This is a genomic window from Thermoleptolyngbya sp. PKUAC-SCTB121 (genome assembly GCF_016919485.1).
Lineage (GTDB): Bacteria > Cyanobacteriota > Cyanobacteriia > Elainellales > Elainellaceae > Thermoleptolyngbya > Thermoleptolyngbya sichuanensis.
On sequence record NZ_CP070366.1, the window covers coordinates 2,331,661 to 2,356,521 of the forward strand.

General features: G+C 53.5%; 19 protein-coding genes. 12 read left to right on the forward strand and 7 right to left on the reverse strand.

The features are described 5' to 3' along the window. Positions 1–537 precede the first annotated feature (537 nt). A complete protein-coding gene (locus tag JTM80_RS09850; protein ID WP_205371091.1) occupies positions 538–1,869 on the forward strand; it encodes a glycosyltransferase in 1,332 nt (443 codons plus the stop codon). Here the strand turns inward: JTM80_RS09850 and JTM80_RS09855 are convergent. From JTM80_RS09855 to JTM80_RS09870, 4 genes are all read right to left on the reverse strand, one after another. Next, on the reverse strand, positions 1,854–2,996 hold the full coding sequence (locus tag JTM80_RS09855; RefSeq protein ID WP_172358260.1) for a Gfo/Idh/MocA family protein: 1,143 nt from the start codon (positions 2,994–2,996) through the stop codon (positions 1,854–1,856). The genes JTM80_RS09850 and JTM80_RS09855 overlap by 16 nt on opposite strands. A 123-nt stretch (positions 2,997–3,119) precedes the next feature. Further along, positions 3,120–4,331: a Gfo/Idh/MocA family protein gene (locus JTM80_RS09860; RefSeq protein WP_205371092.1), complete on the reverse strand. Its 1,212-nt coding sequence runs from the start codon at positions 4,329–4,331 to the stop codon at positions 3,120–3,122. 211 nt (positions 4,332–4,542) lie between these two features. After that, positions 4,543–6,924 carry a tyrosine-protein kinase domain-containing protein gene (locus JTM80_RS09865; protein WP_172358258.1) on the reverse strand — a complete coding sequence of 794 codons (2,382 nt, stop codon included), beginning with the start codon at positions 6,922–6,924 and terminating at the stop codon, positions 4,543–4,545. Positions 6,925–7,137: 213 nt separating this feature from the next. After that, positions 7,138–8,157: a polysaccharide biosynthesis/export family protein gene (locus JTM80_RS09870; RefSeq protein ID WP_172358257.1), complete on the reverse strand. Its 1,020-nt coding sequence runs from the start codon at positions 8,155–8,157 to the stop codon at positions 7,138–7,140. Between the two features lie 862 nt (positions 8,158–9,019). Between JTM80_RS09870 and JTM80_RS09875 the strand changes: the two genes are divergently transcribed. The 3 genes from JTM80_RS09875 (at position 9,020) to JTM80_RS09885 (ending at position 13,124) form a co-directional block, all read left to right on the forward strand. Next, positions 9,020–10,357, forward strand: a complete 1,338-nt coding sequence (locus tag JTM80_RS09875; RefSeq protein WP_205371093.1) for an oligosaccharide flippase family protein — start codon at positions 9,020–9,022, stop codon at positions 10,355–10,357. 248 nt (positions 10,358–10,605) lie between these two features. Beyond that, a complete protein-coding gene (locus JTM80_RS09880) occupies positions 10,606–11,973 on the forward strand; it encodes an O-antigen ligase domain-containing protein (protein WP_172358255.1) in 1,368 nt (455 codons plus the stop codon). A gap of 284 nt (positions 11,974–12,257) precedes the next feature. Next, entirely contained in the window at positions 12,258–13,124 is an 867-nt protein-coding gene (locus JTM80_RS09885) for a LysR family transcriptional regulator (RefSeq protein ID WP_172358254.1), read from the forward strand. A 176-nt stretch (positions 13,125–13,300) separates the two neighbouring features. On the opposite strand, the gene JTM80_RS09890 is transcribed toward JTM80_RS09885, so the two are convergent. Then, entirely contained in the window at positions 13,301–13,690 is a 390-nt protein-coding gene (locus JTM80_RS09890; RefSeq protein WP_172358253.1) for a hypothetical protein, read from the reverse strand. Between the two features lie 199 nt (positions 13,691–13,889). Here JTM80_RS09890 and JTM80_RS09895 point away from each other — a divergent pair, with 199 nt between their 5' ends. The 5 genes from JTM80_RS09895 (at position 13,890) to JTM80_RS09915 (ending at position 18,234) form a co-directional block, all read left to right on the forward strand. Further along, complete coding sequence (locus JTM80_RS09895) at positions 13,890–15,086, forward strand: glycosyltransferase family 4 protein (protein WP_172358252.1); 1,197 nt, start codon at positions 13,890–13,892, stop codon at positions 15,084–15,086. Between the two features lie 735 nt (positions 15,087–15,821). Further along, a complete protein-coding gene (locus JTM80_RS09900) occupies positions 15,822–16,631 on the forward strand; it encodes an FHA domain-containing protein (RefSeq protein ID WP_172358251.1) in 810 nt (269 codons plus the stop codon). An 82-nt stretch (positions 16,632–16,713) separates the two neighbouring features. After that, positions 16,714–17,217 (forward strand): DNA recombination-mediator protein A, encoded by a 504-nt coding sequence (locus JTM80_RS09905; RefSeq protein WP_172358250.1) that lies wholly within the window; start codon positions 16,714–16,716, stop codon positions 17,215–17,217. Between the two features lie 58 nt (positions 17,218–17,275). Further along, complete coding sequence (locus JTM80_RS09910; RefSeq protein WP_172359083.1) at positions 17,276–17,668, forward strand: MAPEG family protein; 393 nt, start codon at positions 17,276–17,278, stop codon at positions 17,666–17,668. A gap of 74 nt (positions 17,669–17,742) precedes the next feature. Next, positions 17,743–18,234: a YajQ family cyclic di-GMP-binding protein gene (locus JTM80_RS09915; RefSeq protein WP_172358249.1), complete on the forward strand. Its 492-nt coding sequence runs from the start codon at positions 17,743–17,745 to the stop codon at positions 18,232–18,234. A 609-nt stretch (positions 18,235–18,843) separates the two neighbouring features. On the opposite strand, the gene JTM80_RS09920 is transcribed toward JTM80_RS09915, so the two are convergent. Both JTM80_RS09920 and JTM80_RS09925 read right to left on the reverse strand, forming a co-directional pair. Beyond that, complete coding sequence (locus tag JTM80_RS09920) at positions 18,844–20,067, reverse strand: tocopherol cyclase family protein (protein ID WP_225906815.1); 1,224 nt, start codon at positions 20,065–20,067, stop codon at positions 18,844–18,846. Positions 20,068–20,072: 5 nt separating this feature from the next. After that, the gene (locus tag JTM80_RS09925; RefSeq protein ID WP_205371094.1) at positions 20,073–20,993 is read right to left on the reverse strand and encodes a hypothetical protein; all 921 of its coding nucleotides are present in this window, start codon (positions 20,991–20,993) and stop codon (positions 20,073–20,075) included. A gap of 1,155 nt (positions 20,994–22,148) precedes the next feature. Here JTM80_RS09925 and JTM80_RS09930 point away from each other — a divergent pair. The 3 genes from JTM80_RS09930 to JTM80_RS09940 all read left to right on the forward strand — a co-directional run bounded on the left by JTM80_RS09930 (position 22,149) and on the right by JTM80_RS09940 (position 24,231). Next, positions 22,149–22,532, forward strand: a complete 384-nt coding sequence (locus JTM80_RS09930; RefSeq protein WP_205371095.1) for a calcium-binding protein — start codon at positions 22,149–22,151, stop codon at positions 22,530–22,532. Continuing rightward, positions 22,502–22,873: a hypothetical protein gene (locus tag JTM80_RS09935; RefSeq protein ID WP_205371096.1), complete on the forward strand. Its 372-nt coding sequence runs from the start codon at positions 22,502–22,504 to the stop codon at positions 22,871–22,873. Before JTM80_RS09930 ends, JTM80_RS09935 begins: the two co-directional genes overlap by 31 nt. A gap of 403 nt (positions 22,874–23,276) precedes the next feature. Further along, positions 23,277–24,231 (forward strand): IS630 family transposase gene (locus tag JTM80_RS09940; protein WP_205369865.1). Its coding sequence is split into 2 segments (ribosomal slippage): positions 23,277–23,620 and positions 23,619–24,231, totalling 957 coding nucleotides; the frame shifts between segments, so codons are not numbered across the junction. Positions 24,232–24,861: the final 630 nt, after the last annotated feature.

The window sequence follows — 24,861 nt, forward strand, 5'->3', positions numbered from 1 at the left end:
AAGACCCAATCAGTGATGACCATAACTGCAACCCTGGAGCAACAGAAGAGCTTCAGTGAATACACTTAGCTCTGCTCGAATTTATTCTTTAGGCAACACCTGATTTTCGCAATATCTATACCTCAGATTCACGTAAACTTCATATTCAAGAATTGACGACTATGACGCAGGCGATTGCCTCTTTCCAAGACGGATCGGGCTAACATCCCATGAATTCAAGCGTCTTGTGGGCTAGAAATGTTTCCGTGAATACACCGAAGACACTGCTGCATGGCTTTGTTCTAGATCATCAGCTTTACAGTTTCTACGTTTCAAGTTCATGTAAACTTCATAATTCCAAAAAGCTCCGTGCCAGGTCAAATCCCAACACCCCGTCTTTATCTCGCTCTGAACTGTTCATATAAAACATAATTTTGAAATACACAGAACTTGCACAGTCGGCTAACTTCTCACCTTAGTGTTGTCCGGGACATAAATGCAGTGCTGCAATGTGTCACAATCTTTTGAAATTCATTTTTCTCTGAGTGCATCGCTGCTATGAAGATTGCTTACCTGATGAATCAGCATCCCTACGCAAGCTGCACATTCATCCGTCGAGAAATTCTGGAACTGGAAACGCAGGGAATTGACGTAACCCGTTTCTCGATTCGCAAACCAGAACTGGCGCTGACTGACGCGGCGGATCAGCAAGAGTTTCAAAAAACACGGTTTATTCTAGGCTCTAAATTTGACCTGCTGCTGAATGCGGTTCGCGGGGTGATGAGCCGCCCTCAACGATTTCTCGCTGCGCTGCGACTAGCGCTCAAAACGGGCTGGAAATCGGATCGGGGGCTGCTGGTGAACCTAGTTTACCTAGCTGAGGCCTGTGGATTGCTGCGCGGCTGCATGGAAATGGGCATCGACCACGTACACGCGCACTTTGGCACGAATGCAACCGCAGTGGCGATGCTGTGTCATGCGCTAGGCGGGCCGTCCTATAGCTTCACGGTTCACGGCCCCCACGAGTTTGACAAGCCAGAGGCGATCGCCCTCTCTGAAAAAATTCGCCACGCTGCCTTTGTCGTCGCCATCAGTTCCTTTACCGAAAGTCAGCTTTTTCGCTGGTGCGACTATCCGCAGTGGTCAAAGATTCACATCATCCACTGCGGCGTAGATGACTTATTCTTATTGCAGCCGTCTGTACCGTTGCCGCAGGAGTCTCGCTTTGTCTGCGTGGGGCGGTTGGGGGAGCAAAAGGGCCACCTGCTGCTGCTGGAAGCGGTGAGCCAGCTTGCAGCAGAGGGATTAAGGTTTAAGGTCGTCTTGGTGGGCGATGGGCCGCTACGGGCGCAGATTGAACAGCGTATCAAGGCGCTGAATCTGCACGACTATCTAGAAATCACGGGCTGGGCGACCAATGCGGAAGTGCAACAGCAGATTTTGGCGGCGCAGGTGATGGTGCTGCCTAGCTTTGCCGAGGGGCTGCCCGTGGTGCTGATGGAGTCGCTGGCGCTGGGGCGACCCGTGCTAAGTACCTATATTGCCGGGATTCCTGAACTGGTGGAGCCGGGAGTCTGCGGCTGGCTGGTGCCCTCGGGTTCCGTAACGACGCTGGCGGCGGCGATGCGCCAGGTCTTGCAGACACCGCTGGCAGATTTGGAGCGCATGGGGCAGGCTGGCGCAGCGCGAGTGGCTCAGTTCCACAGCGCCAGGGTAGAAGCGGCGCGGCTGGCGGCGTTATTCCAGCGCTACGTGACGCATCCAGGACTTGCAGACATGGCAGACTCTGTACAGGAACGGGACTCTAAGGAACGGGACTCAGGGGCGATCGCCCTCCCTCGCAATCTCGAAAAAGTTCCTAGTCAGATTTCAAGTCAGATCTCATCTTGAGAATACACCAAACCCCACTGGCGACGCATCTCGTCCATTGCTTTTTGAATGGCCAGCGTCTCGTCTAGTGGCATGATCCTGCTCTCGATCTCGCCGCTGCGAAGACACCGCATCACCTCGGCGGCTTCATAGCCGTAGCCATTCCCCGCGTATGGCTCCAGGATGGTTTTGGTTGGCTGACGGAGTCGCTTGAGGAACGGATCGCCGAATTGCAGATAGAGGCGTTGCAGAAGGGAATTGTCTCGAACAGCGGATGCTACGATTTGTTTCAGGCTAGACGGACGATTCCCGCCTGAGGCTTGGCTTGAGCCATCGCCCGCTGCCGCAAACGTCCTCACCGAGAGCTGATGCGGCTTATAAAACGGTGCATGAATGCGAATTTGTCCGCGAGTGCCTGTAATCACAGCTTCGTTGCTGGCGTAGGTTCGCAGATTTGCCGACAGCATCGCCAGTTGCCCGCCCTCATATTTCAGCAAATAGCTGGACTGTTCATCAACGCCTGTGGTGGCGATCGCCGCCTGACTGACCACGCTCTCCGGTTCCCCCAGCAAAAAGTACGCCAGCGACAGCGGATACACGCCCCGATCCAGCAGCGCCCCGCCCCCCAGTTCCCGGTTAAACAAGCGGCTCGACGGGTCAAACGCAGCCGGATAGCCAAACTCCGCCGTCAGCGTACACACTTCGCCAATCGCCCCGCTTTGAACCATCTGCCGGACTCGCTGCACCAGCGGCAAGAAGCGCATCCACATCGCCTCCATGCAAAAGAGATGCTGCTTGCGAGCAAACTCAATGACCTCGCTGGCTTCTCGCGCATTCATTGCAAAGGGCTTTTCGCACAACACAGGCTTGCCCGCCCCCAGACACAGCAGGCAGTCGTCGTGGTGGCGACTGTTGGGCGTGCCGATATAAACCACATCTACTTCGGCATCTTGCACTAGTTCCTCATAGCTGCCGTAAGCCTTCGTCACGCCAAACTCGCGGGCAAACTGCTGGGCGTTCGACAGCGTGCGAGAGGCGATCGCCACCAGTTGCGCCCCCGGCAGCGGCCGTAGCCCCTCGGCAAACGCCCTGGAAATATAGCCCGTGCCCAAAATACCCCAGCGAATTGTGCGCGATGGTGTTTGCATCTCAGAAACTTAGCGCGAGAAATTGAGTGCGAATTCAGTGCGGATCTTACTGCGGAACCTTAGCGTGAGAAACTGAGTGCGAATTCAGTGCGGGATTCTAGTGCGAGATTCGAGTACGGGACTTCACTGCGGGATTCTAGATGTTAAAGCTGCGACTTTCGCCGTGGACATTGGCTCCAATTGGGGCTGTTCCCTCGTCTCTACCCCATCGCTGGCCCAGGGCATTGGCGCAATTGGCTCAAAGGTTGTGGTGAGCCGATAGGTTCGGCTGGTTTCCATTGCGTTTTGAATCGCCAGCACGATTTCGTTGTTGTGCAGCGAAAAGCGGGGCGACAGGCGACAGGGACGACCTTCGGCGATCGCCGCTGCCATTTCTGCCACGCCACGGGCGAAGTCCATCTGCTGAGAACCCTTATAGTTAAACCGTTTGCCCCCTTTTCTCAGCAGCGGGTAGCGCTGTTTGATTGGACTCATAAAGGCTTTGCGGCGCAGGGTCACCATCCGCTGGATGTACACCGGATCTTCGTAATACCAGCAGTCGTGAATGCCCAACACGCCGTCGTCGCCAATGATTCGCAGCCCGTGGTCATGCGGGGCCACAATGCCGCAGGTGAGCCGCGCCACCACGCCAGAGGCAAACTTGATGCAGGCAACGGAGAAATCGGGCGCATTCACCGCCAGCGGCACGTTCGTTTCCTTGTCGGGAATCAGGCAGGAGGAAAACGCCGTCACCGATTCTGCCGGGCCAAAAAATGCCGTGAGCCACGTCACGTAATAGCCTGCATGTTCCAGCGTGCAGCCCACTTCAAATTCGTCCTTGTAGGGCCAGGGCACGCCCGATTCGCTGACCCATTTTTGGTAGGGCATTTTGTGAACCAGTCCGTCGTCCATTTCGGCGTAGACCAGGCGCACATTGCCGATGCGATTTTCCCGCAGCGCCCGCCAAACGGTTTGCGCCGTTTCGCCCAGCACGCTACAGGGCGCTGAAGCAATCAGCAAGCCGCGACGTTCAGCCAGTTCAACCAGTTCAGTTGCGTCTGCCATGTCCATCGCCAGCGGTTTTTCAGAATAGACGTGTTTGCCAGCGGCCAGGCAATCTCTGGAAACCTGGTAATGGCTGCGGGGATTGGTGAGATTGAGGACAATATCCACGTCGGGATCTTTTAACAGATCGTCGAACGTGTCATACCGAGGGACGGAATGGTATTCGGAAAAGCGCTCGGCACGTTCTGGAACGCGATCCATCACGCCCATCAGCTTGAGTTCTGGATGCCGCTGCAAGGTTTTGAGATAGTAGTCTGCAACGAATCCACAACCAACAATCGCAATCCGCATTACACCCTCCGCAGCTAAGAATTGAAGTTGAATATCTCAGTCAGATTCCAATTAAAGTCCTATGTTGAAACATCGAAGCCTGATATTGAACCAGTGATATGAAACCCGTGATGAATGCTGTTGGGATGGGCTGGAATGCGTGCAGACGCTCTGAATAACCACGCCTAATCACACCTAATCCATGCAAAAAACCAGCTTTTTTGAACCGTATCTAGCTTCTGGAATGATGAGAACCATTACCGCCGTTGGAACTACCAGAACTGCCATTCAGCAGGGCGCGGGCGGGTTCCTCCACCATGCGGGCCTGTCGCCGCAGCGGGCGCGGATGGGTGTTGTAGTAGCCCAGAGAGGCGATCGCCCTGGGGTTTGGATGATTGGCAACCACACCTAGACTCGGTAGGCGATGGACGCTCAGGGATTGCAGAGCTTGCATAACGTGCGATTTCTTAGCCTGACAAACGCTCACCACCATGAGAATGCCGTCGGTATTTGCGGAGATGAACTCCGCATCCGTCAATCCCAACAGGTGGGGTGCGTCGTAGATCACCAGGTCGTAGGTCTGATGCAGCCTGAACATGGCGGTCTGCATGTGTTCTGATGCCAGCAGCCGGACGGCTTCTAGCGAGGGTTGCCCAGCGGTCAGCGCGAACAGATTGCGGACGCTGGTGGGTTGGATCAAGTCATCAGGCTGCACCTCACGCAGCAGCATATCGCTCAAGCCCGTCTCGTTCTCCAGCCGCAGCCGTCGATGCAAGTCGGCATGGCGGAGATTGCTGTCTACCAGCAGCACCCGCTTGCCCATGCTGGCAACGACCTGGGCCAGGTGCAGGGCGATCGTGGTTTTGCCCTCGCTGGGCGAGGCAGAGCAAACGGTGATCGAGCGAATTGGCGCACCGTCCGACATAAAGCAGAGATTGGCATAGAGCGAACTGAAGGCTTCCTTAAACAGAGAAGAATCGAGGCGATCGCCCGTTGCGGTCGGCGGAACCTCCGCTTGCAGATGGGCAGCGCCAGCGTCGTAGGGCACCACCCCAATGACCGGCAGATCGATCGCGTCTTGAATGTCCTCTGTTCTAAAGAAAACGTTGCGGAACTGGTCAAGTAAGATAGCCGCCAGCAGCCCCAGCAAAATCGAAGCGCCGATCGCCCCCAGCAGTTCTCGGTTGCTCTTGGCAAAGGGAATCGGGCGACCCTGCCCGTCTTTCGGCAGCGTCGGGGGCGACACCAGTTCCCACGGCACCTCCGTCTGGGCCGATTCAATCTGAAAGTTTTCGCGCTGGGTGAGCAGTTGATCCAGGCTGCGGTTGGAAATCTCAAGCTGCCGCAGGATTTCGCTGTATCGCCGCGAGACAGCAGGAAGCTCCTGAAAGCGGTTTTGTACCTGTGCCTGAATGCCTGCAATTTCGGCGCTGCGGGCCTGCAACACGCGAATCTGGTTGATAGCCGCTACCATTTCTTCGATTAGCTTGAGCCGAACAGAGTTCTGGAATGCCTGCACGCGGGGATTGCCCGTGCCCTGCCCCAGATTTTGCCCCAAGATGCGCTGTGCCTCCTGCGCCATCAGGCTCGAAAGATTGCGCTGCTTTGCCCGCAGATCCAGTATAATCGGGCTTTCTTCGCTAAACTGTGCCGACTGAGTGGCAATTTCGGCTTCTAGCTGCTGCATCTGCTCTTGCAGCTTCAGATAGCCCGGTTCTTCGCTGAGGGCAGACGCGGCGATCGCCTCCTCCGGGGTCAGGTTCAACTGTTGCCGCAGCGAGTTATACAGCGTTACCTGTTCCCGCAAGAGTTTGCGCGTTTCCCGCGCCTCTGCCGCAATCTGGCTCACCTCTCCCGACAGCAGTGTTCCCTGCTCCTTGGGGTCAACCAGGTTATATTCCTCTTGCAGCGCTTGCAGTTGGTCTTGCAGCGAGTTCACCCGATTTTGCAGTTCTGGCAAGCGGTCTTCAACGAATTTAATGCCTTCGCTGTAGCGGGTCTTGCGGTCTTCCAGGCTGTATTGCAAATAGCGATTCGACGTTTCCCGCAGCACCATCGCCACCAGTTCGGGGTCGGAGTGGACATAGCTGACGCGAAGAATTTTGGTCATATCCGTATTCGTCTGCCCTTTCCGCTCCACCGTCAGCCCCCGTTGCAGCATCCCCACGTTGAAGTCTGGATAAGACTTTTGCACTTCCTGCACGATCGACTCCAGCATTCCGGGGCTTTGCAGCACGGCAATCTGGCTGGGATAATCCAGCCCGCCAAAGGAATGCTCGGTCGGCACGTTATTGCTCGTTCGCGTGACTGCCAGTGGATCGACTACCCGCGCCTGTGTATTCAGCGGCTCCACCAAAAGCTGAAACTCGCCCAAGTAGGTGGGGGGCGTGGTGGCATATCGCAACGCAGCCAGACTGCTGACCAACCCCACAATGCTCGCCGTTAGCCAGAAATTTCGGAAGATGCTGCGCCGATACGTACCAATGTTCAGCCCCTTTCGCATCAGGCGGGCAAACTCATCGGCATCGCTAGCAGAATTTTGGCTGAGCAACTGGCTGATCAGCTGGTTACTACTCTCCAGGCGGAGCGGCTCGTGACGATTTTCTGGGTTCATACCTGACTCAACTGACGATTGGAGGAGTTACAGAAGACTGGCACAACACACGGATAAAAATACGAAGAAAACATGAACAGCTTGCTGAACGCTATCAATGCAACAGGAATGCGACTCAAAGAATAGGAACGGGCGATCGCCCCACACTCTCATTCACGCTCACTCACACACGCTCACTCACAGTTTGGGAACGCCATCGAACCCTGTACCAAGCTAATTCCCGCCAAAAATTCGGAGGATGCTAAACACCCCCACAAACGGATTAATCGGTCCCAATAGCGTATTCAAAAAGTCTCCGGTTCGCGCCAGCCCAGAGCGACCCACCACCACAATGTCGTTGTTTCTCAGGGCCGGATTAGTGGCTTCGTTGACCTCGGCGGAGAGATCTACCTGAATTTCTCGACGGACGGCCGAACCATCTGGGTTGATGCGGATTAACTGCACTTCGCTGGTGCGGGCACGAGTCAGGTCAAACCCGCCCGCCGCCAGAATTGCCTGATTTAACGAAGTGTTGGACTGTAGCGCCAGCGTTCCGGGAGACTTCACTTCGCCAACGACGTTAATTCTGACCGTTTCGGGCGAAAAGTTTGCGGCAGCCAACTGGACGGCTTCGCGGGGGTCGAGGGCGCTGACTGTCGGCACGATCAGCGTGTCGCCATCTCGCAGGGGAATGTCCTGATCCAGTTCGCCCGCCTGCAAAAATGCCCACAGGTCAACCCGAATCACCTCCTGGCGATTTCCCAACTGCGGCCGGCGAATCTCGATGTTGCGGATATCGGCTAATTGAGTGATGCCGCCTGCGGCCTGGATGGCCTGCGTCACGGTGCGAATGGGAGCGGCTGCCCCATCACCCTCGATTGTGCCGCCCGCCGATTGCCCGGTGGTGTATGCGCCGGGGCGATTTACCTCGCCCACCACGCCGATGCGAACTGGGCGCGGGCTGACCAAGCTGACGGTAATTGACGGTCGGTGGATATAGCGGCGATAGCGCTGCACCAGGGTTTCTGAAGCCTGTTCGGTCGTCAATCCCTGCAAAACCACCTTTCCGACCCAGGGCAAGGTCAGGGAGCCGTCGGACAACAGGGTATACGTTGTGCCGCTGAGATCGGCGACACCAAAAACATCGACCCGCACCTGATCGCCCGCCCCCAGCGTGTACTCGGTGCTGGCTGCTTCTGCCGGAATCGCTGCCGCCGCACGAGAGGGCACCCGTCCGCTAGGTTCGTAGGGCATAGATTCAGGTAAGGTCTGGGCGGTGGATGGCAGCGCAAGGGCGATCGCCCCCATCCAGCAACCCAGTCCTAGTCCTGCTAGCCCAAGACCTGCGTTCCAAACACGCCCTAAAAAATTTCTGGATTCTCCTCCAGACTCATTCCTAACCCCAATAGCAAAGTCCCCACTTCGGGCGTAAATGCGTTCCTGATAATCCGACATAAGGCACGCTCCTTGCGACTGATGCCCTGTCATTAACCTGGCTTTAATAAGTTCTGTGAATCGAAGCAAACAGATAATACCAAACCTGTTCCGGGGCAAACGGTATCATTACGCCTAATCCCGTAAATTTTGGGCGATCGCCCAAAAACAGAACTGCTCGGCAACAGCGATGAAATCCAGAACTGGCAAGGACTACGGGTTTCCTCAGAAAAGGTATCCAGAATTTTATGAAGTTTTGATGAAGGGCCGTGAAATTACTGACAAGCCCCCAGCTTCACCGATATAAGTTAGCTATACAAAAAGAAACAACTGGCAAACTGGCGTTATTTTGAGTCTGATTGAGTCTGAGTCCAATTGAGTCGGCAGACTTTACAAGCTCTGCTAAAGGGGGATTAGAGGGCGATCGCTCCCCGATTTTTACATCGATTTTTCTGCTTAAAGTAGATCTTCTACTCTTCCTTTTAATCTTCTAAGAGTCGTTTTAAGAATACTTTCGGAGTGGCTCTCAAGTTATTTTCAAGTTATTTCCAAATTATTGTTAGAAACACATATCCAAACAGGCAACTGTATCGCAGCGAACTAGCAGTATCTGATGGAATGCGACGAAACTGGTGGATGAATTTGGACGGGTTTGGATTAGCAAAGTTGTTTAGGCAGGGTCATGGCATCTATTAAACAGTTGGCAATTCGCGGGACGGCCTGGGTTGTCCTCACCTACGGCATTTCCCTGGCGCTGCGAATTGGCAGCAACTTGATTCTGACCCGTCTGCTCAACCCCGAAATGTTCGGGAAAGTCAGCTTGGTCTGGGTATTCTTGGGTGCGCTAGTTTTGTTTTCGGACTTAGGAGTTGCTCCTAGCATTATTCAAAGCAAGCGCGGCGATGATCCCGATTTTCTAAACACAGCCTGGACTATTCAGGTGATTCGGGGGTTCATTTTGTGGGCAGGCAGTTTGCTAATTGCGTGGCCCGTTGCCAGTTTTTATGGACAGCCTGAACTGGTCTTATTGCTACCGTTTATGGGGCTTTTTCTGGTCATTGATGGGTTCAACCCGACCAAGCGAATCACGCTCAATCGCCAGCTTTCAATGCGGCATATTTCCACCCTTGAAATCAGCGCCCAAGTGGTTTCGGGTGTTATCTTGATTATTTGGGCCTGGATGAGTCCATCAATTTGGGCGATCGCCTCTGCGGGAGTTATTTCTGCAGTTATCACGCTGATCCTGAACATTTGGAGCATTCCTGGCCCGCTAAATAGGTTTGCCTGGGATAAGTCAGCCGTTCGAGAAATCTTGAACTTTGGCAAGTGGATTTTTGCATCCAGCGCGATGCATTTTCTGGCGACCCAGACCGATCGATTGGTGCTTGGAAAGCTCATCACCCTCTCGATGTTTGGGATTTACAATCTTGCCCTGGGAATCGCAATTTTACCCTCTACGCTGATCGAAAAGGTCGGCGGCACGGTGATCTTTCCGTCTCTAGCCAAGCTGATTCATCTAGAGCGGACTGAACTGCGGGCCAAGATTCTCAAAAACCGGGGATTGGTATTGGCAGCAATTGGAATATTGCTTGCTCTGCTGATTAGCACCGGAGACATTATTATCTCCATCATGTATGACGAACGCTACTGTCAGGCAGGGTGGATGCTATCAGTCCTCTCCTTAGGAATTTGGCCCCTGGCACTGACGAATACAGTGGGCCCTGTCCTTCTGGCGCTGGGACAATCTCAATATTCGGCATTCGGCAAGTTTTTGAGTTTTCTGTTTCTAATTCTGGGAATTCCCTTGGGCGCTCATCTGGCAGGCGATTTTGGAGCAGTGGTTGCGGTTCCAATCAGCAACATCCCCATCTATGCGGCAAACCTTTATGGACTCTGGAAAGAGCGCCTGCTTTGTATCGGACAAGACCTCAAACTAACGCTTGTTTTTTTGGCTATTCTGGCTTTATTTCTGACCGGTCGAGCCATCTTTGGGGTAGATTTTCCAGCACTTACCTCTTGACTCTTAACTTCTGACCCTTAACCCTGAGTCTCAGAGCTAATTTATGAAGCAAATCTTAAGAAGCCTGAAACTCTTGGCATGTGTGGCTTTGAGGTCATGCTTGCCCAGGAAAAGCGGTTTCTCGGAAATCCTTGATTAACAAGGCTTTCAGGCTCCTTTACAAATTAGCTCTCAATACCTGGAACGAAAAGCTCATAACATCGATGATCATTCCTCCTGCTCCCGCACTGCTTGCATGGGTTCCGATCGTGGTTAATTTGTTTCGACAGTTGTCGATTCAATGGGCGATCGTCGTGAGCTTCGTGACAGGGTTTCTCTATCTGTCTCAGTTTGAATTTGAGCTTCCGCTTCTGATTCCGGGGACTCGAATGGCGTTCACAACTTATGCAGTTTTCTTAGGAATCATCCTGTTTAATGCGGAAGCAAAGCGCTTGTTTTCCTTTCGCCTAAGCTGGTTTGATTTGCCGATGATCGTTTGGTGGATCTGCCCGTTCCTTTCGTCTATCTCGAACGACTTGGGCATTTTTGACGGCTTGAAGGAGCTAGGCGCTCAAAGCGTAAATTGGGTCTTGCCCTATCTATTAGGCAGAGTTTATCTCCGTGATTTGGAGGGACTGAGAAAGCTCTGTCTGGGCATTGTTGTGGGGACGCTGAGCTATATTCCACTTTGCTGGATTGAGATGCGTCTCAGCCCGATCTTGCACCAGACCATCTACGGATTTGACGGCTCAGGGGGCCGGATTGGTCAAAACGTGATTGAAGGCGTTGGCTATCGACCGATTGTGTTTCAGGCGCACGGCCTGGTTGTGGGTGCTTGGTTTATGTCTGCTGCTGTAATTTCAGTATGGCTTTGGAAAAGCGGCTCAATCAATCGTCTGTTTGGGCTTCCCTTTAAGTGGCTGGCGCTCGCCATCGTGGTTCAGTCTTTCCTGACGCGATCGCTGGCGGCGACGGTGTTTTTCTGTGTCGGCGTGTTCATCTTTTTTGTCAGCAGATATTTGAGAAACTTTTTGCCGCTGCTAGCAATTTCGTTCTGTATTTTGATTTATTTGCACAACGGCATCTCAGGTTCCCTGGCAAAAGATGGCATTACCGCAGCCGTTAGCGGCGTGACTTCTGAAAGCAAGACGGAATCCCTGCAATTTCGGCTCAATTCTGAAGATGTTCTAGTGGACAAGGCCAATCAGCGAATGTGGTTTGGCTGGGGGGGGTATGGGCGAAATCGCGTGATTGATCACAGGGGCTATGAGTACATCACCGATAGTTTGTGGATTATCGTGTATGGCACTCGCGGACTGGTGGGATTGGTGAGCCTTACGCTCGTTTTTTTGTTGCCCAGTCTGGTGCTAATCTTTTATTTCCCCACAGGCGCTTGGCATCATCGCAGGCTTGCGCCCGTGGCGGCCCTATCCGTCGTACTCGCGCTCAACATGGCAGACGCTCTGCTGAATGCCTTTCCCCATCCGCTGCTGACGATTTCAGCCGGGGGCATTTTGGGCTTGTTTGCCGACCACACCGAGTCCAAAACGCTTGGCATTTCGCTGAAAGCAATCGAAAGTCCCGTTTCTGCAAGCTCGGCGATCGCCCCCTTCTCCCAACGCAGCAGCGTGAAATAGGGCGATCGCTTTTCGAGCCAGTACAGCGCCGTGCTGCAAGCCCATCCAGAAGTTGTGATGGCTCATGCAGAGGTCGTATCGCTTCTATCTGCACACGCCGCCTGATTTTGCGTTCTGGTAACCATTCGCCAAGACTGAGCGCCCCAAAACTGTCGCCCAAGATTCGCCACGCCTCCCGTCTTCCCTTCTACAATGGCTGGCGATATCTGTTGGAATTTGTTGGAATTCTTGCCATAGGGCAAGTGAAATAGGGCAAGTTGCTAGACGCAAACAACCAAAACCAGATGAAGCTATCCCAGCTCCGCATTCTCGTTGCCGTGGCGGAGCAGGGCAGTTTTAGCGAGGCAGCGCTGCACCTGGAAATGTCGCAGTCTGCCGTCAGTCATGCGATCGCCGCTCTAGAAAACTTCCTGGGTGTTGTATTGTTTAGCCGGGGGCGACATGGGGCACGGCTTACGCCAGTGGGCGAAGCGGTACTCGTCCATGCCCGCGAAATTGTGGTGCGGGCGGATGCGATCGCCCAGACAGCGGAAGAGGCCAGAGGCTTGAAACGGGGACAGGTGCGGGTTGCTTCTTTTCGCAGCGTTGCGACTAACCTGCTGCCGTCTGTGATTGCCCAATTTCACCAGCAGCACCCCAGCATCACCATCAACCTGTCGGAACACGACAACTATCCCCACGTCGAGCAGGCCCTCCGCGAAGGGCAGTCCGACGTGGGGTTTACGTTTATGCCCACCACCGAAGAGTTTGAAGTCTGGCGAGTCTTTCAGGATGAATTTATTGCGCTGCTGCCGTCTTCGTTTCAGCCTGCGGGTCCACAGCTAACCTGGGCAGAACTGTTGCAGCACTCGCTGATTATGCCGCCCAGAGATTACCTCATGATGCGCCCCGTCTACGACCATGCCAAAGCCTTGGGGCATTCGCTCAAGGCTGACTATGAGGTGGAAACCGATGCCACGATCGTCAGCCTTGTGGCGGAAGGCTTGGGTGCTGCGATCTTGCCGCGACTTGCTGCGGAACCTATTCCTGCGGGCGTGAAAACCTACAGCCTGCCTACGCCCCTAGAGCGATTGATCGGAGTCGTGACGCTGGCAAATGCCTTGCTGCCACCCAGTGTCTATGCGTTTCTGGACGTGCTGAAGAAACAGTAGCAGTCTTGATAACCGTCTGAACGTCACGAGACACCTGACCCGCTAGCAGGGTTCTGAAGGGTTCTGGCATCGCTATAGCCAGCGATTAGACGGTGGGATTAGACAGTGGGATCAGATGGTGGGGTCAGACAGTGAGATTAGACAGTGAGATTAGACGTTGGGATTAGAGAGTGGCATCAGACAGTGAGATTAGACATTGGGGAACTGGGTGTTTGGGAATATCGCGCTTCCAGCCAGACTCGCAAATCCGCCTCCGAAACGCAATTCACTGACTTTCCGGTTTTTGGATCATAGGCATTCCACAAAACATCCCCGTGCTCATCCCGCGATCGCCACACGCGCGGCTCATCCGATACATCCAGAGCGGCGATCGCCCTTTCCCACAGTCCGTTCAGCCTCGTATTCCAGTTGCGTTTGGCGGTTGCCGTCCGCTGAAAGATGCGCTCCAGAGTTTCAACATGGTGTCGATTTTGGTGCCAGTTCAGACGCGATTGGGATTCGGACTGAAATCGTTGCTGAGGGTTTGCCGGAAATTCTGATTGCCCGTGCCCTAATTGCCATTTCATAAGCATCTACCTCCTTTTTGATATCTCCAGTCTAAAAAACAGTATCTTAAGATACAAAAAGTAGGCTCCATAGCTTCCATGAATAGGTTTGATAGAGTCTCTGAAGGGCTAGAACCTGGATGAATGCGCTGAGGGATGGTGATAGGCTCGGTTCAGCCAGATATTGAAAACACGCCCCAGGCTTGAGACGGGTGAAAGCATGGACGACGCAACCAGCGCCAATGTAGCGGTTCAACCTGCCAACGCCAGTCTCTTGCTGTTGGGGACGGGCTGGTTTCCCAAAACGCCAGGGGGCATGGAGCGATATGTCTATGAGTTGGCAACTCAGCTCGCCAGGGGCGATCGCCTGGAGTTGGGCGGGGTCGGTCTACCCGACGGTTTAGAACGCGGCTCTCTTCGTTTGACGAATTTGTCTGAACCCGATCGCCCGTTGCCCCAACGGCTTTGGGAGGTGCGTCGTCGGTTTGCCCAGCGCACCAGGCAAGCCGATTTTTGGGACATCGACGCAGTAAACCTCCACTTTGCTCTCTATAGCTTGCCGCTGCTCGACCTACTGCCGCCAGATGTGCCTGTCACTTTTACCTTTCACGGGCCCTGGGCGCTCGAAAGCCGCCAGGAAGGAGCCAGCAAGCCAAGCGTGGTGCTAAAGCAATGGGTCGAGCAGCGCGTTTTTTCCCGGTGCGATCGCTTCTTGGTCTTGAGCAAAGCCTTTGGCGCGATCCTGCACGAGTCCTACAGCGTTCCCTGGAGCCAGATCCGCGTCGTTCCTGGCGGGGTAGACACGCACCACTTTGCCCCCACGCAGTCGCGTTCCGAGGCCCGGGCGGTGCTGGGCTGGCCGGGCGATCGCCCCATTCTGTTCACGACTCGCCGGCTGGTGCAGCGCATGGGGCTAGACCGTCTGCTGCAAGCGCTAGTCTCGGTAAAATCTGCCGTGCCAGAGGTATGGCTGGCGATCGCAGGCAAGGGCCCCCTCCGCCAAGCCCTAAAGCAGCAGGCAGATGAACTGGGGCTGCAAGACCACGTCCAGTTTCTCGGCTTTTTGCCCGAAGCAGACTTGCCCCTCGCCTATCAAGCGGCCGACCTGACCGTGATGCCCAGCCTGAGCCTAGAAGGATTCGGCCTGGTGCTGCTGGAGTCGCTTGCGTCTGGAACGCCTGCCCTCTGCACACCCGTCGGCGGAATGCCAGAAATTCTCACGCCTTTTTGCCCAGACCTTGTGACAGACTCGACCGAACCAGCAGCGATCGCCCAGCGGCTGATTGCGCTCCTGACGGGAGAATGCCCCTTACCCGGTCGCGGCCTCTGCCGCCAATATGCCGTTGACCAGTTTGACTGGCAGAGGATTGCGCGACAGGTGCGGCAAGTCTTGCTCCAGCCCAAGAAAATCCGGTAGAAGGTCTACCTGTCCTGTAGTATTTTTTGTTTAAGGAAACCCTATGAGGGATGACCGAGCAGACAGGAAGGGCGATCGCCTCCGTTTCGGCAAAGTCACCTAAGTAATATAGAACACGATACGGATCTCGCAGAGGCCCCCATGAGCAGGGTTCCACCCCAGAGCCAGCCGGGAATTTCGTAGCCTGGAATAGGATTCTCTAGCCATTTCTTTATTGCCCCTGCCCTCCGTAAAGACCCGAAAGTTTAAAGTGACAACTGTAACGCTGGGTGATGTTTATAGTGATGTTTACCCGGAGCGCTTTCTGGGAAAACTTGGAGAAATCCTAAGATTTTCGGGGAGCTTTATAGACTCAACCGTGGTCGTGCGGTTACCTCAGCTTGAAAGTCCATTTAGGCTAGAAAGTGGATACGCGCACGGGTCGGTTTCTTCAGTCAACTGGGGATGACACCCAAGGTTGATCTTGTGTTGATCCTGGGGCATTGCTCCAGTCTTGGAGGCACAGTGGCAGAGTGTGCAGGTCGCCGCGCTCACCACGCTCCCCTCTCGGCGAGGCTCCTCCGCTTCTTAACCGCCAAAGCTGAATCGATGGATGAAGCCAGACCCAGCAAACTATCGTAAGCAACGCAGGCAATAGGTGTCCAAGTCTCAGTTTTAGAGCGATGGCTTTGCCTCTACTGGCTTGCGGCTGGTTTCTGGTTAGATTGCCCAAATCTTCTGTTTTGTCAGTTGTTTATGATTAACCTCAACACCCTGACCGCCTTTCCTGCCGACTCACTAGAAACTGCTTCTGATCACGCTCTACAGCAGCGTTTGGGGCTTTATCGCGTGTTTCTCAAGCTCTACGAGCACAATCGCGAACTGCTCGATGAAATTCTTAATCTAGAAAACTCTGGCAATAAGTCGCTAACGGGCGTTGCGCTTCCCTACGTTCAAGGGCTTGTGCTGGGCGATCGCGTTCACCTTGTCACCAATTTGCTGAAAGGCGCAACCCAGTCACTGTCTCAGCCCCAAAACATTTGGACGATTGGGCGCGACTCTCGGCGCGTGGTGCTGCCGATTCAAGACAAGCGCCTCTCCCGCTGCCACGCCGCCATCGTGTATGACGAAGGGGGATTTCGCCTCGTTGATCTCAACAGCAGCAACGGTTCCTACCTCAACGGCGAACTGATCCGCCATTCTGTGCGCCTCAAAGATGGCGATCGCATTCGATTAGGCAGCCTTACCTTCTCGTTTTTTGTCTGCAATACGGCTCAGGTGTTGCCGCCTGTTTCTGAAGAACTGCTGTCGCAGGTGCGGGCGTTGTCGGCTGCGTCTGAACCCAAGCGGGCGATCGCCCATCCCACGGCCCCTAGCGCCAGCCAGCCCTCCCCGCTTTCCGCCTCCCCCATACAGCCTGCATTCTCGTCGCCCCTGACAAAGAATTGGGAAGAATCTGTGTCCGAAAGCGATTCAGAGACTTGTCTGCAAAGCCCGGAGGATGCGCTCCCTGCCCAAGTCAACCCGCTAGAAGATACGCTCATGTTTATGCGGTCTTCCCACTAGAACGAGTCGCGCATCGGACAAGTCGCGCCAGAGTTACTGACACCTGATAGAATAACTCCGTTGTTCAGCCTGTGTGTGATCGTTGAGCCAGTCGATCGACCTACCCAAAATTGATGACTTCCTACAGGAGCTAGCCACGATCCAGCAGACTGGATCGAAACGCATCGCCCTGTTGGGGTCGCGCCATGTTCCTATTACGCATCAGCATTTGATCGAGATGATGAGCTATGCGCTGGTGCTGGCAGGCAATCGCCTGCTGACCTCTGGCGCAACCGGAACCAATTCTGCGGCAATTCGGGGGGCCATGCGGGCCGACCCTAATTTGCTCACGGTGATCCTGCCCCAAAGTCTGGCTCGCCAGCCCCGCGAGTCGCGAGAGCAGCTAGAGCAGGTCATGCATCTGGTGGAAAATCCTGCTAATGACCCGCTTTCCTTAGCAGAAGCCAGTGCCCTGTGCAATCAGGAAATTATTTCGCGCTGTCAGCAGCTAATCTGCTTTGCGTTTCACGATAGCCATACGCTTCTGAAGACCTGTCGCGATGCCGAGGATCAGCGCAAGCTCGTGACGTTGTTTTATTTTGACTAGGTTTTTTCGACCAGGAGAAAGCAGCGTGATTGCAAGTTTGGAGCAGCTTCCTAGCCCTATGGTTCTGCTGTATGCCATTGTGGCGGCGGCGATCTTGGTCTATGTCCCGTTTGGGGCGGTGGCGCTGGGCCGGGTGCAGGCTGGCTATGACATGGCCGCCCCCCGTGCCCTGTTTGACAAGCTGCCCCCCTATGCACAGCGGGCGACCTGGGCCCATCAAAACTCTTTCGAGTCGTTCACGATCTTTTCGGCGGCTGCTCTGATGGCCTACGTCACGCAGCAGAGCGGCGGCTGGGTGAATCTGGCGGCGATCGCCTACGTCGCGGCACGGTTGTTTTATTCCATCTTTTACATTCAGAATATCCCCCTTGGGCGATCGCTCATGTTTGGCATCGGCAGCGCCAGCATCGCGACCCTGTTTCTCCTCAGCCTGATGAGTTTGAACGCCTGAACGCGCCTTTCAGAAAATCGCTAAGCGAAAACTTTAAACCAGCCTACAGCCCATTTGAAATTCATGATTTAGCTATGGCTTCAGCATTCTCCTTTGACATTGTGAGCGACTTCGATCGGCAGGAATTGGTAAATGCAATCGACCAAACTATGCGCGAGGTGCAAAGTCGCTATGACCTGAAAGATACCAACACCACGCTGGAGCTAGGCGAGTCGGCAATCACGGTCAACACCGACAGCGAGTTTACGCTGCAAGCGGTTCACACCATCCTGCAAACCAAGGCCGCCAAACGAAACCTCTCTCTTAAGATTTTTGATTATGGCAAGATCGAACCTGCCAGCGGCAACCGAGTCCGCCAGGAAATTAAGCTGCAAAAGGGCATCAGCGCTGAATTGGGCAAGCAAATCTCTAAGCTGATTCGAGACGAATTTAAAAAGGTGCAGGCTTCAATTCAAGGGGATGCAGTGCGGGTTTCTGCAAAGTCTAAGGATGAGTTGCAGGCGGTAATTCAGCGGCTCAAGCAGGAAGATTACCCTGTTGCCCTCCAGTTCACAAACTATCGCTAGGTTTGCAGGTGCTAGGCTCTTGCAGATTCGCTGCTACCCAGCTTTTGATCGCCTTTCTGATCTAACAGCTTCCGAACCCAGAGGGGTGCTTTTCTTGCAGATTCGCTGCTACCCAGCTTTTGATCGCTCCTGAAGCGCCCAAGGGCTAGTCCACAACTCGAAGGCGACCGTTTCGCAGTGCATCGAATAGGAGATTTATCTGAGTTTGTTCCTTTTCACTCAAAGAGGACTTAGACAAAAAGATCGCCATGAATCGCTTTTGATCTGCTCGCGTGATACGTCGATCTGCCAGAATATCGCGAATGAGTTGGTCAATTGACGTTTCTGAAGGAGAGGGTTGGGCCCCTGGTAGATGTATGGGCGCTTGCATATACTTAACGATTCAGTGCGTGTTCTTATACCCATAATCATCTGCGTAGCCTTCAGCGTAAACCGTGAATTCTGGCAATTTAATAGGGTTTTTAGACAGTCTTTAAGCTGTGATATGAAATCTTTCTATCGTATCAATTTGCTTGTCCTGGCACTTTTGCAGAAGTTTTGAGTTTATTCGAGTAAAACGTCATACTTCAGATAGAAATTAGCCCCGCAGCGCTGCCTGGCCTTACGCCTTCAGAAATACCAGAAATTGCTGTAGCCCCTGGTATCGGTCGCTGAGAAATCGCCGCCTGTTTCCAGCCCTGCAAGATGACTCTGCGCTTGCAGCAACAGCGTGGGGCGATCGCCCTGTTTTTCCCACAGCTTTACTGTCAGCTTGCCCTGGGTGGTGTCCTGGCAGGCAAAGACCATGCCCTGCGCCGTCGGCACACGGATGGGCGTGGGAGGGCGATCGCACGTCCCCAGCAGTTCCACCATATGACCTGCGTTTTCTGCCTGCATCTGCCAGTATCCCCAGGGCTGCACTCGCCAGCGCACGGTTCCATTCCAAGGCACAAACTCGTAGAACCGCCGCCGGTGGTGAATCCCCACCATGCCTACTGATTCCATCCAGCCCAGCACGCGCCGCCGCCCGCCGCCTGCCGTCAGCGTCAGATCCGCCTCGCTGTCAAACGCATTGCACTGAATCCAAAACCATTGCTGGGGGAAAGCCCCGCCCCAGTTTTTTTCTGCATAGGCGGGCGCTTGGCTAAAGCAGTAGCGGGTTCCGTTCCACTCCACCCAGCCCGTTGCCAGTCCGTGGGCCATTAAAATCTGCCAGCCCGGTTCAAAAATTTGGAACTGCGATAGCCAGCCTGCTGTGGACTGTTGGGGGCGATCGCAATTGCCCCAGCCATAGACGGGTTGAATGCTATAATACCAGCGAGCAGAATGCCGACCGGGTTCGCTGAGAATGCCCTGATGATATGTGGCAGTAAGCTGATAACCTTCACTTGAGAATAGACTAGAGTCTTCAGCCAAGACGGTTTGAGGATGCTTAGAGGAACTCGGAATGGAACAGTCAGAGGAATGCTCTGAGGAATCATTGGAGGAACCGCATTTATCCCCCTTAGGTTCCCTTGGGAAGAAGGGAAATCCGGCAGTCTGCTTATTCAGCTTATTCGAGGTGTGGGGGGATTGGCGCGAGTGGCGGAGGGCAAAGGCGTGGCGATCGCCCCAAAACAGGCGCACATCGGGAAACGTGCGGCAGAGGTACTCGTGGCGCGGGCCGAGGATTTGGGCTGTGCCGCCGCTGTAGGGCGTGCCACCCTGTGGGTCTTCGATGGAATACATAAAGGCGAAGCTTTCGCCCAACTCTGGCAGCGTCAGCCGCAGATACCAGCCCTCAAAAAAGCGGCTGCTTGCCCTCGTTCCGGGATGCCTCCAGTGATAACCGCTGTGGGGAGTTTGCAAACCCATCAAGCTCATTCCGCTGTGGCATCCAGGCAAAAGCTGCGGCACATGACCACGGGCGAATCGGGGCGGCGATACATGGGGCAGTCGAAGTTGGCGCAGGCGGTGCAGTCGGCTTCGGCGTGGATGGCGACGGGCTGCTGGGTGGTGTAGACGCTGATGCCCTGGCTGATGAAGCCCCGTGCCTCCAGTTCCATGAGGCGATCGCCAATGATCAGCGCCTTTTGGATGCCCATCTGGTGCCGAAATAAGTTAATCCGCTCGATGGTGCGTCGGAAGGTCTGGGCGGGGGTTTTGATTTCCACCAGCACTTTTTGACCCTGCGTGCTAAAGGAGGGCGGCTTGTCCTGGGCAAAGTGGTCGCGATATTGCAGCGTGAAGGTTCCGTCGGGATAGCGCAGCGGCCGCATCAGCCGCAAAAAAGGCACGGTAAAATGCCCCACCTCATCCAGCGCATACCACCAGGACTTGTGCCATGCTTCATTGGGTAAGTTAATGATTTCGTCTACCTGCTTGGGGGGAAAGCCTGCGTGAGAGAGGCGGGCGATCGCCTGTGCCAGCGTCAGGTTGTTGCCCAGAGTGTGCAGTTCCGATTCGCAGCGAGTCAGCTTGGCGTATTCTCGATCCAGCTTTTTGGGGTCAATATTGGCGGCAACTTGGCGGCTGATTTCTTCCGGCGAGCTAGCCAGCACGCAGGTAATATCTTCAAAACTGAGAATGCCGTCAATCGCCTGCCGTGAATCGACGGGCACGCCCACCTGCGACGACACCGAGCCGAGGCGATGGGGCTGGGCGATGGGCGGTGTGCAGCGGATCAGCAGCGATTTTAGGGTAGACTCATCGGCGATCGCCAGCGCAATTTGCAACTGGTCGCGGGCGGCGGTCGCGCTGTGGGTGGGCGGCAGGGGATGAGTCAGGGCGGAGGCCGTCATAGTGCAAAACCCTAACTAAGGAGCAAGTTTGGGGGAGCAAGTTTGGGGGAGCGAGTTTGGGGAACCAAGTCGGTTCTGGGATTCCCCCTCGTTTGACCTCCATTGTGCGGGCTTTTGGAAATCCGGCAACGGTTTCTCACTTTCTTTTAACGCAAGGCGACCCAACGTAACGCCACGTTGCAAACTGCATGACAAAGCTTTACAGAGCATTACAGAGTTTGTGGCTCTTTAAAGCTTGATGCCAAGCCGTATCGAACTTCGATCAAACTTCAATCCACTTCAATCCAACCGGAAACATATCCCATACGGTTGCCCGTCAAGCCGTGAATTGCCGTGAGTTGATGTTGTGAATTGATGTCGATAGAGACTCGATGTGCGATCGCCCAGCGTCTCCGGATGTATCTCCGGGGCGTATCCCACTTTTGTAACCTTTACCCTAAATCTCTCTCCCAAAGCTGGAGAGGGACTTCCAATCCGGCTCCCCTTCTCCTTTTTTGGGAGAAGGGGCTGGGGGATGAGGGCAAACTCGCATATCTGGGATGCGCTCTATCTCCTGGCATATAAGGATGATCCTAAGCATTGTATCCATACCCTCGACCTCTCCAGGTATCCATACCCTCGACCTCTCCAGGCATTGCATACTTTTTCAGGGCCATATCGCCGGAAAAGTAACTGTGTTTAAGAATACTTTTAAGAATCTTTCCTGAAGAAATATAAAAATATCTATCTTTGGGAATAGCATCATGATAACTTGACATTCAGGATCGCATTTTCAGAGTAAGCATCCTGCTTCGCGATATTCAATTCAGCCAGCTATGCCTCTGCTCCAGGTTTCCTTTGCTCCAGATTTCTCTTGGGTTACGTGTTGAGCTGTAATCTTGGGCATCTAAGTTGAACGGCTACGGTTTCACTCCTCAGTAGTTTGAGGAGCAATCATGGCTTTTTGTTAGGCTTGCATAATCGAATAACTTTTGCCTGATTACTGCTGAGTAAGCTTTTGAGAAGCCTCTCCAAAAGCTCGATCTGCAATTCGAGAACCGTCATCGCAAGTAAGTAAGTTCTGCTCAATGCTTGAGTTCGTTTTTGACCGCCTCCTTATCCAGAAGGAGGTCAGGTTTTACCGTGTTTGAACCACACTTTAGGAGCTGAATTAAGATGGCTACTTTCAACGGAACGATTAATGCTGAAGTCATTTTCGGCACGGATGCAGGCGATGTGATTAATGGGAACGGCAGCCTTGGGGGGTACGATCAATTGTTTGGCAACAGCGGCAACGATACCATTTCTGGCAGTGCCGATGAAGAAGACATCTACGGCGGCGAGGGAGACGACGTTATCTACGGCAATGGCGCAGTGAACAACACAGAGCCAAGCAGTTTTAACGGGGTTGCTGCCTACGATATCCTGCACGGAGACGGTGGCAATGACAAAATCTACGGTGGTGCCGGAACCGACTCTATTCGGGGGGCACTGGTAATGACACAATTTACGGCAACGGTGGCCTTGACGTGCTGTGGGGAGATGATGGGGATGACCTGATCTACGGCGGCTCTCAGAGGGATCAGATCTTCGGCGGCAATGGTAAAGACACAATCTATGGCAATGGAGGCAGCGACCTGATTGATGGTGGAGCAGGTGCAGACGTGATCTGGCTGGGCAGCGGGGATGCAACGGTCGTCCTCACCGCTGGCCAGGGGCCCGATACGATCAACAACTTCCAACTGGGCAAGACCAAGTTTGATGTGGGTAATATCGGCGCTCTGAGCTTCCAGAACGTTGCAGGTGGTGCCCAGATTAAAGAGGGGGCTAACGTGCTGGGGGTTGTGAGTTGGACGCAGGCTAGCGTTCTACAAAGCAACGTCGGCAGCATCTTTGTTTAGGCTTAAATTAGCTTTCCCTAGAAACTATAAATGGCTTGAACGAGTCCGTTTGACTTGTTTAGGACTTACGCAATTGGACAATTTCTCGCGGGCTACGCTCGGGAGAAATTGTCTAAAACCCAGAAAACTGATCGTAAGTGCGTAAGTTCTGCTGTTTTCTTAGGTTTTTGGATGGAGTTGGGTTAGTGTCCTTAGTTTTTCGCCACCTCGATCTGGCAACTGCTGAAACCCTTACAGCATGGTTGTTCTTGATTGGTCATTTTGAGGGTGGCGAATAAATCGGGACACTAACGAGTTGGCAATCGGTTTAACTCATCTCTAGACTGACGTATAGCAATTTCTAGCCTAGTGAGGCGTATTTTGATATAATCTATTCAGTGAATTTACTTTACCCTTAACTCAAATGCGACCCTACTCACTAGATCTTAGACAAAAAATTATTGATGTCTACATTGAAGGGAATACGTCGCAACGTCAAATCGCTCAACAATTTCGAGTTGCTTACAGTTTCGTGCGAAAGCTGATCAAACAATATCGGGAAACAGGTGAGATTGCCCCCAAACGCCGCACTGAGCAAACGCCAACCAAATTAAGTAATGAGCAACTAGAGATCCTAAAAACGATTGCTGAATCAAATCATGACGCGACATTGGCAGAGTTGTGTGACTTGCTGGAACAAAGGGTCGGTGTTTGGATTGGCGTTTCGACGATGTTTCGTATGTTAGAGAAACTGAACTTAACCCTTAAAAAAAACGCTGTATCCCGACAAAAAGGAAACTGAACGGGTGCAAATCGAACGAGTCAAATTTTGGCAACTGGTTCGAGGATTCCTGGCTCAAGACTTAATCTTTATTGACGAATCAGGAGTGAACCTGGCTTTGGCTCGACTCCGGGCACGTGCCCCGAAAGGAAAACGAGCCCATGGTAAGCGTCCCAGCAAACGAGGGAAACGGGTCTCGATTCTTGGTGCAATTAGCCTTAAAAAGGTAATTACCTATTCCAATCTCATCGGTTCAGTCGATGGACTTACCTTTGAAGCCTTCATTTCCCAGAGACTCGTTCCTAAGTTGTGGAAAGGGGCATGTGTCATCATGGATAACTGCTCGATTCATCTTGGTGAAGAAGTTAGGAGGTTGATTGAGGATGCAGGTGCTAAACTGATGTTTCTACCGCCGTACTCGCCGGACTTTTCACCCATCGAGAATTGCTTTTCAAAGATTAAGAGTATTCTGCGCTCCCTTGGGGCACGGAGCTATCTTGATCTAGACAAAGCCATTGAGGAGTCCTTCTCCCAAGTGTCATTGAATGACCTACAGAATTGGTTCTCCCATTGCTGTTACTATGCCTCGCCAGAATGAAAAATGCTATATAACTTACGTATAAATGATGGGGTTTGCAGATCTTTCAATGACTTCTCGGAGACTTTTTGGTGAGAAGTTGGTGATGAATTGATGAGAACTTACTGAGCTGCGTAAGCACTATCACGGATGAGGGTTATGGACTGCTGCACAGTCAGTTTGTATCCCTCGTTTTTTTGTCCTATTTTTTCTCCTGATGAAGTGGCTGCCTGCGATGCAATAGGCGAGATAGCGGATGCTTATTGTCGATTATTCATCTAGCAAAATCTGTTAAGTCCCTGGTTGAAACGGGCACTCTAGCCACAGCGAGTGTATCCCACTTTTGTAGCCCTCACCCTAAATCCCTCTCCCGCTTTGGGAGAGGGACTTCCAATCCGGCTCCCCTTCTCCTGCTCTGGGAGAAGGGGCTGGGGGATGAGGGCAAACTTGCAGAACTGGGATGCGCCCAGCCACAGCATTGTTGCAGGGGGTAATGGGAAAAGGATGTAGGGGGTTGCTCGCAACGCTGGTGCGAATGGGGTTGAAATTAATCTGACTCGGATTTGCAGGCTTTTTGGGCAGACTTTCTGATATCGCTTTACCTTTCCCCTCAACTATGACGAGGGGTCTTTCTTCCGCTGACGCTCAGCC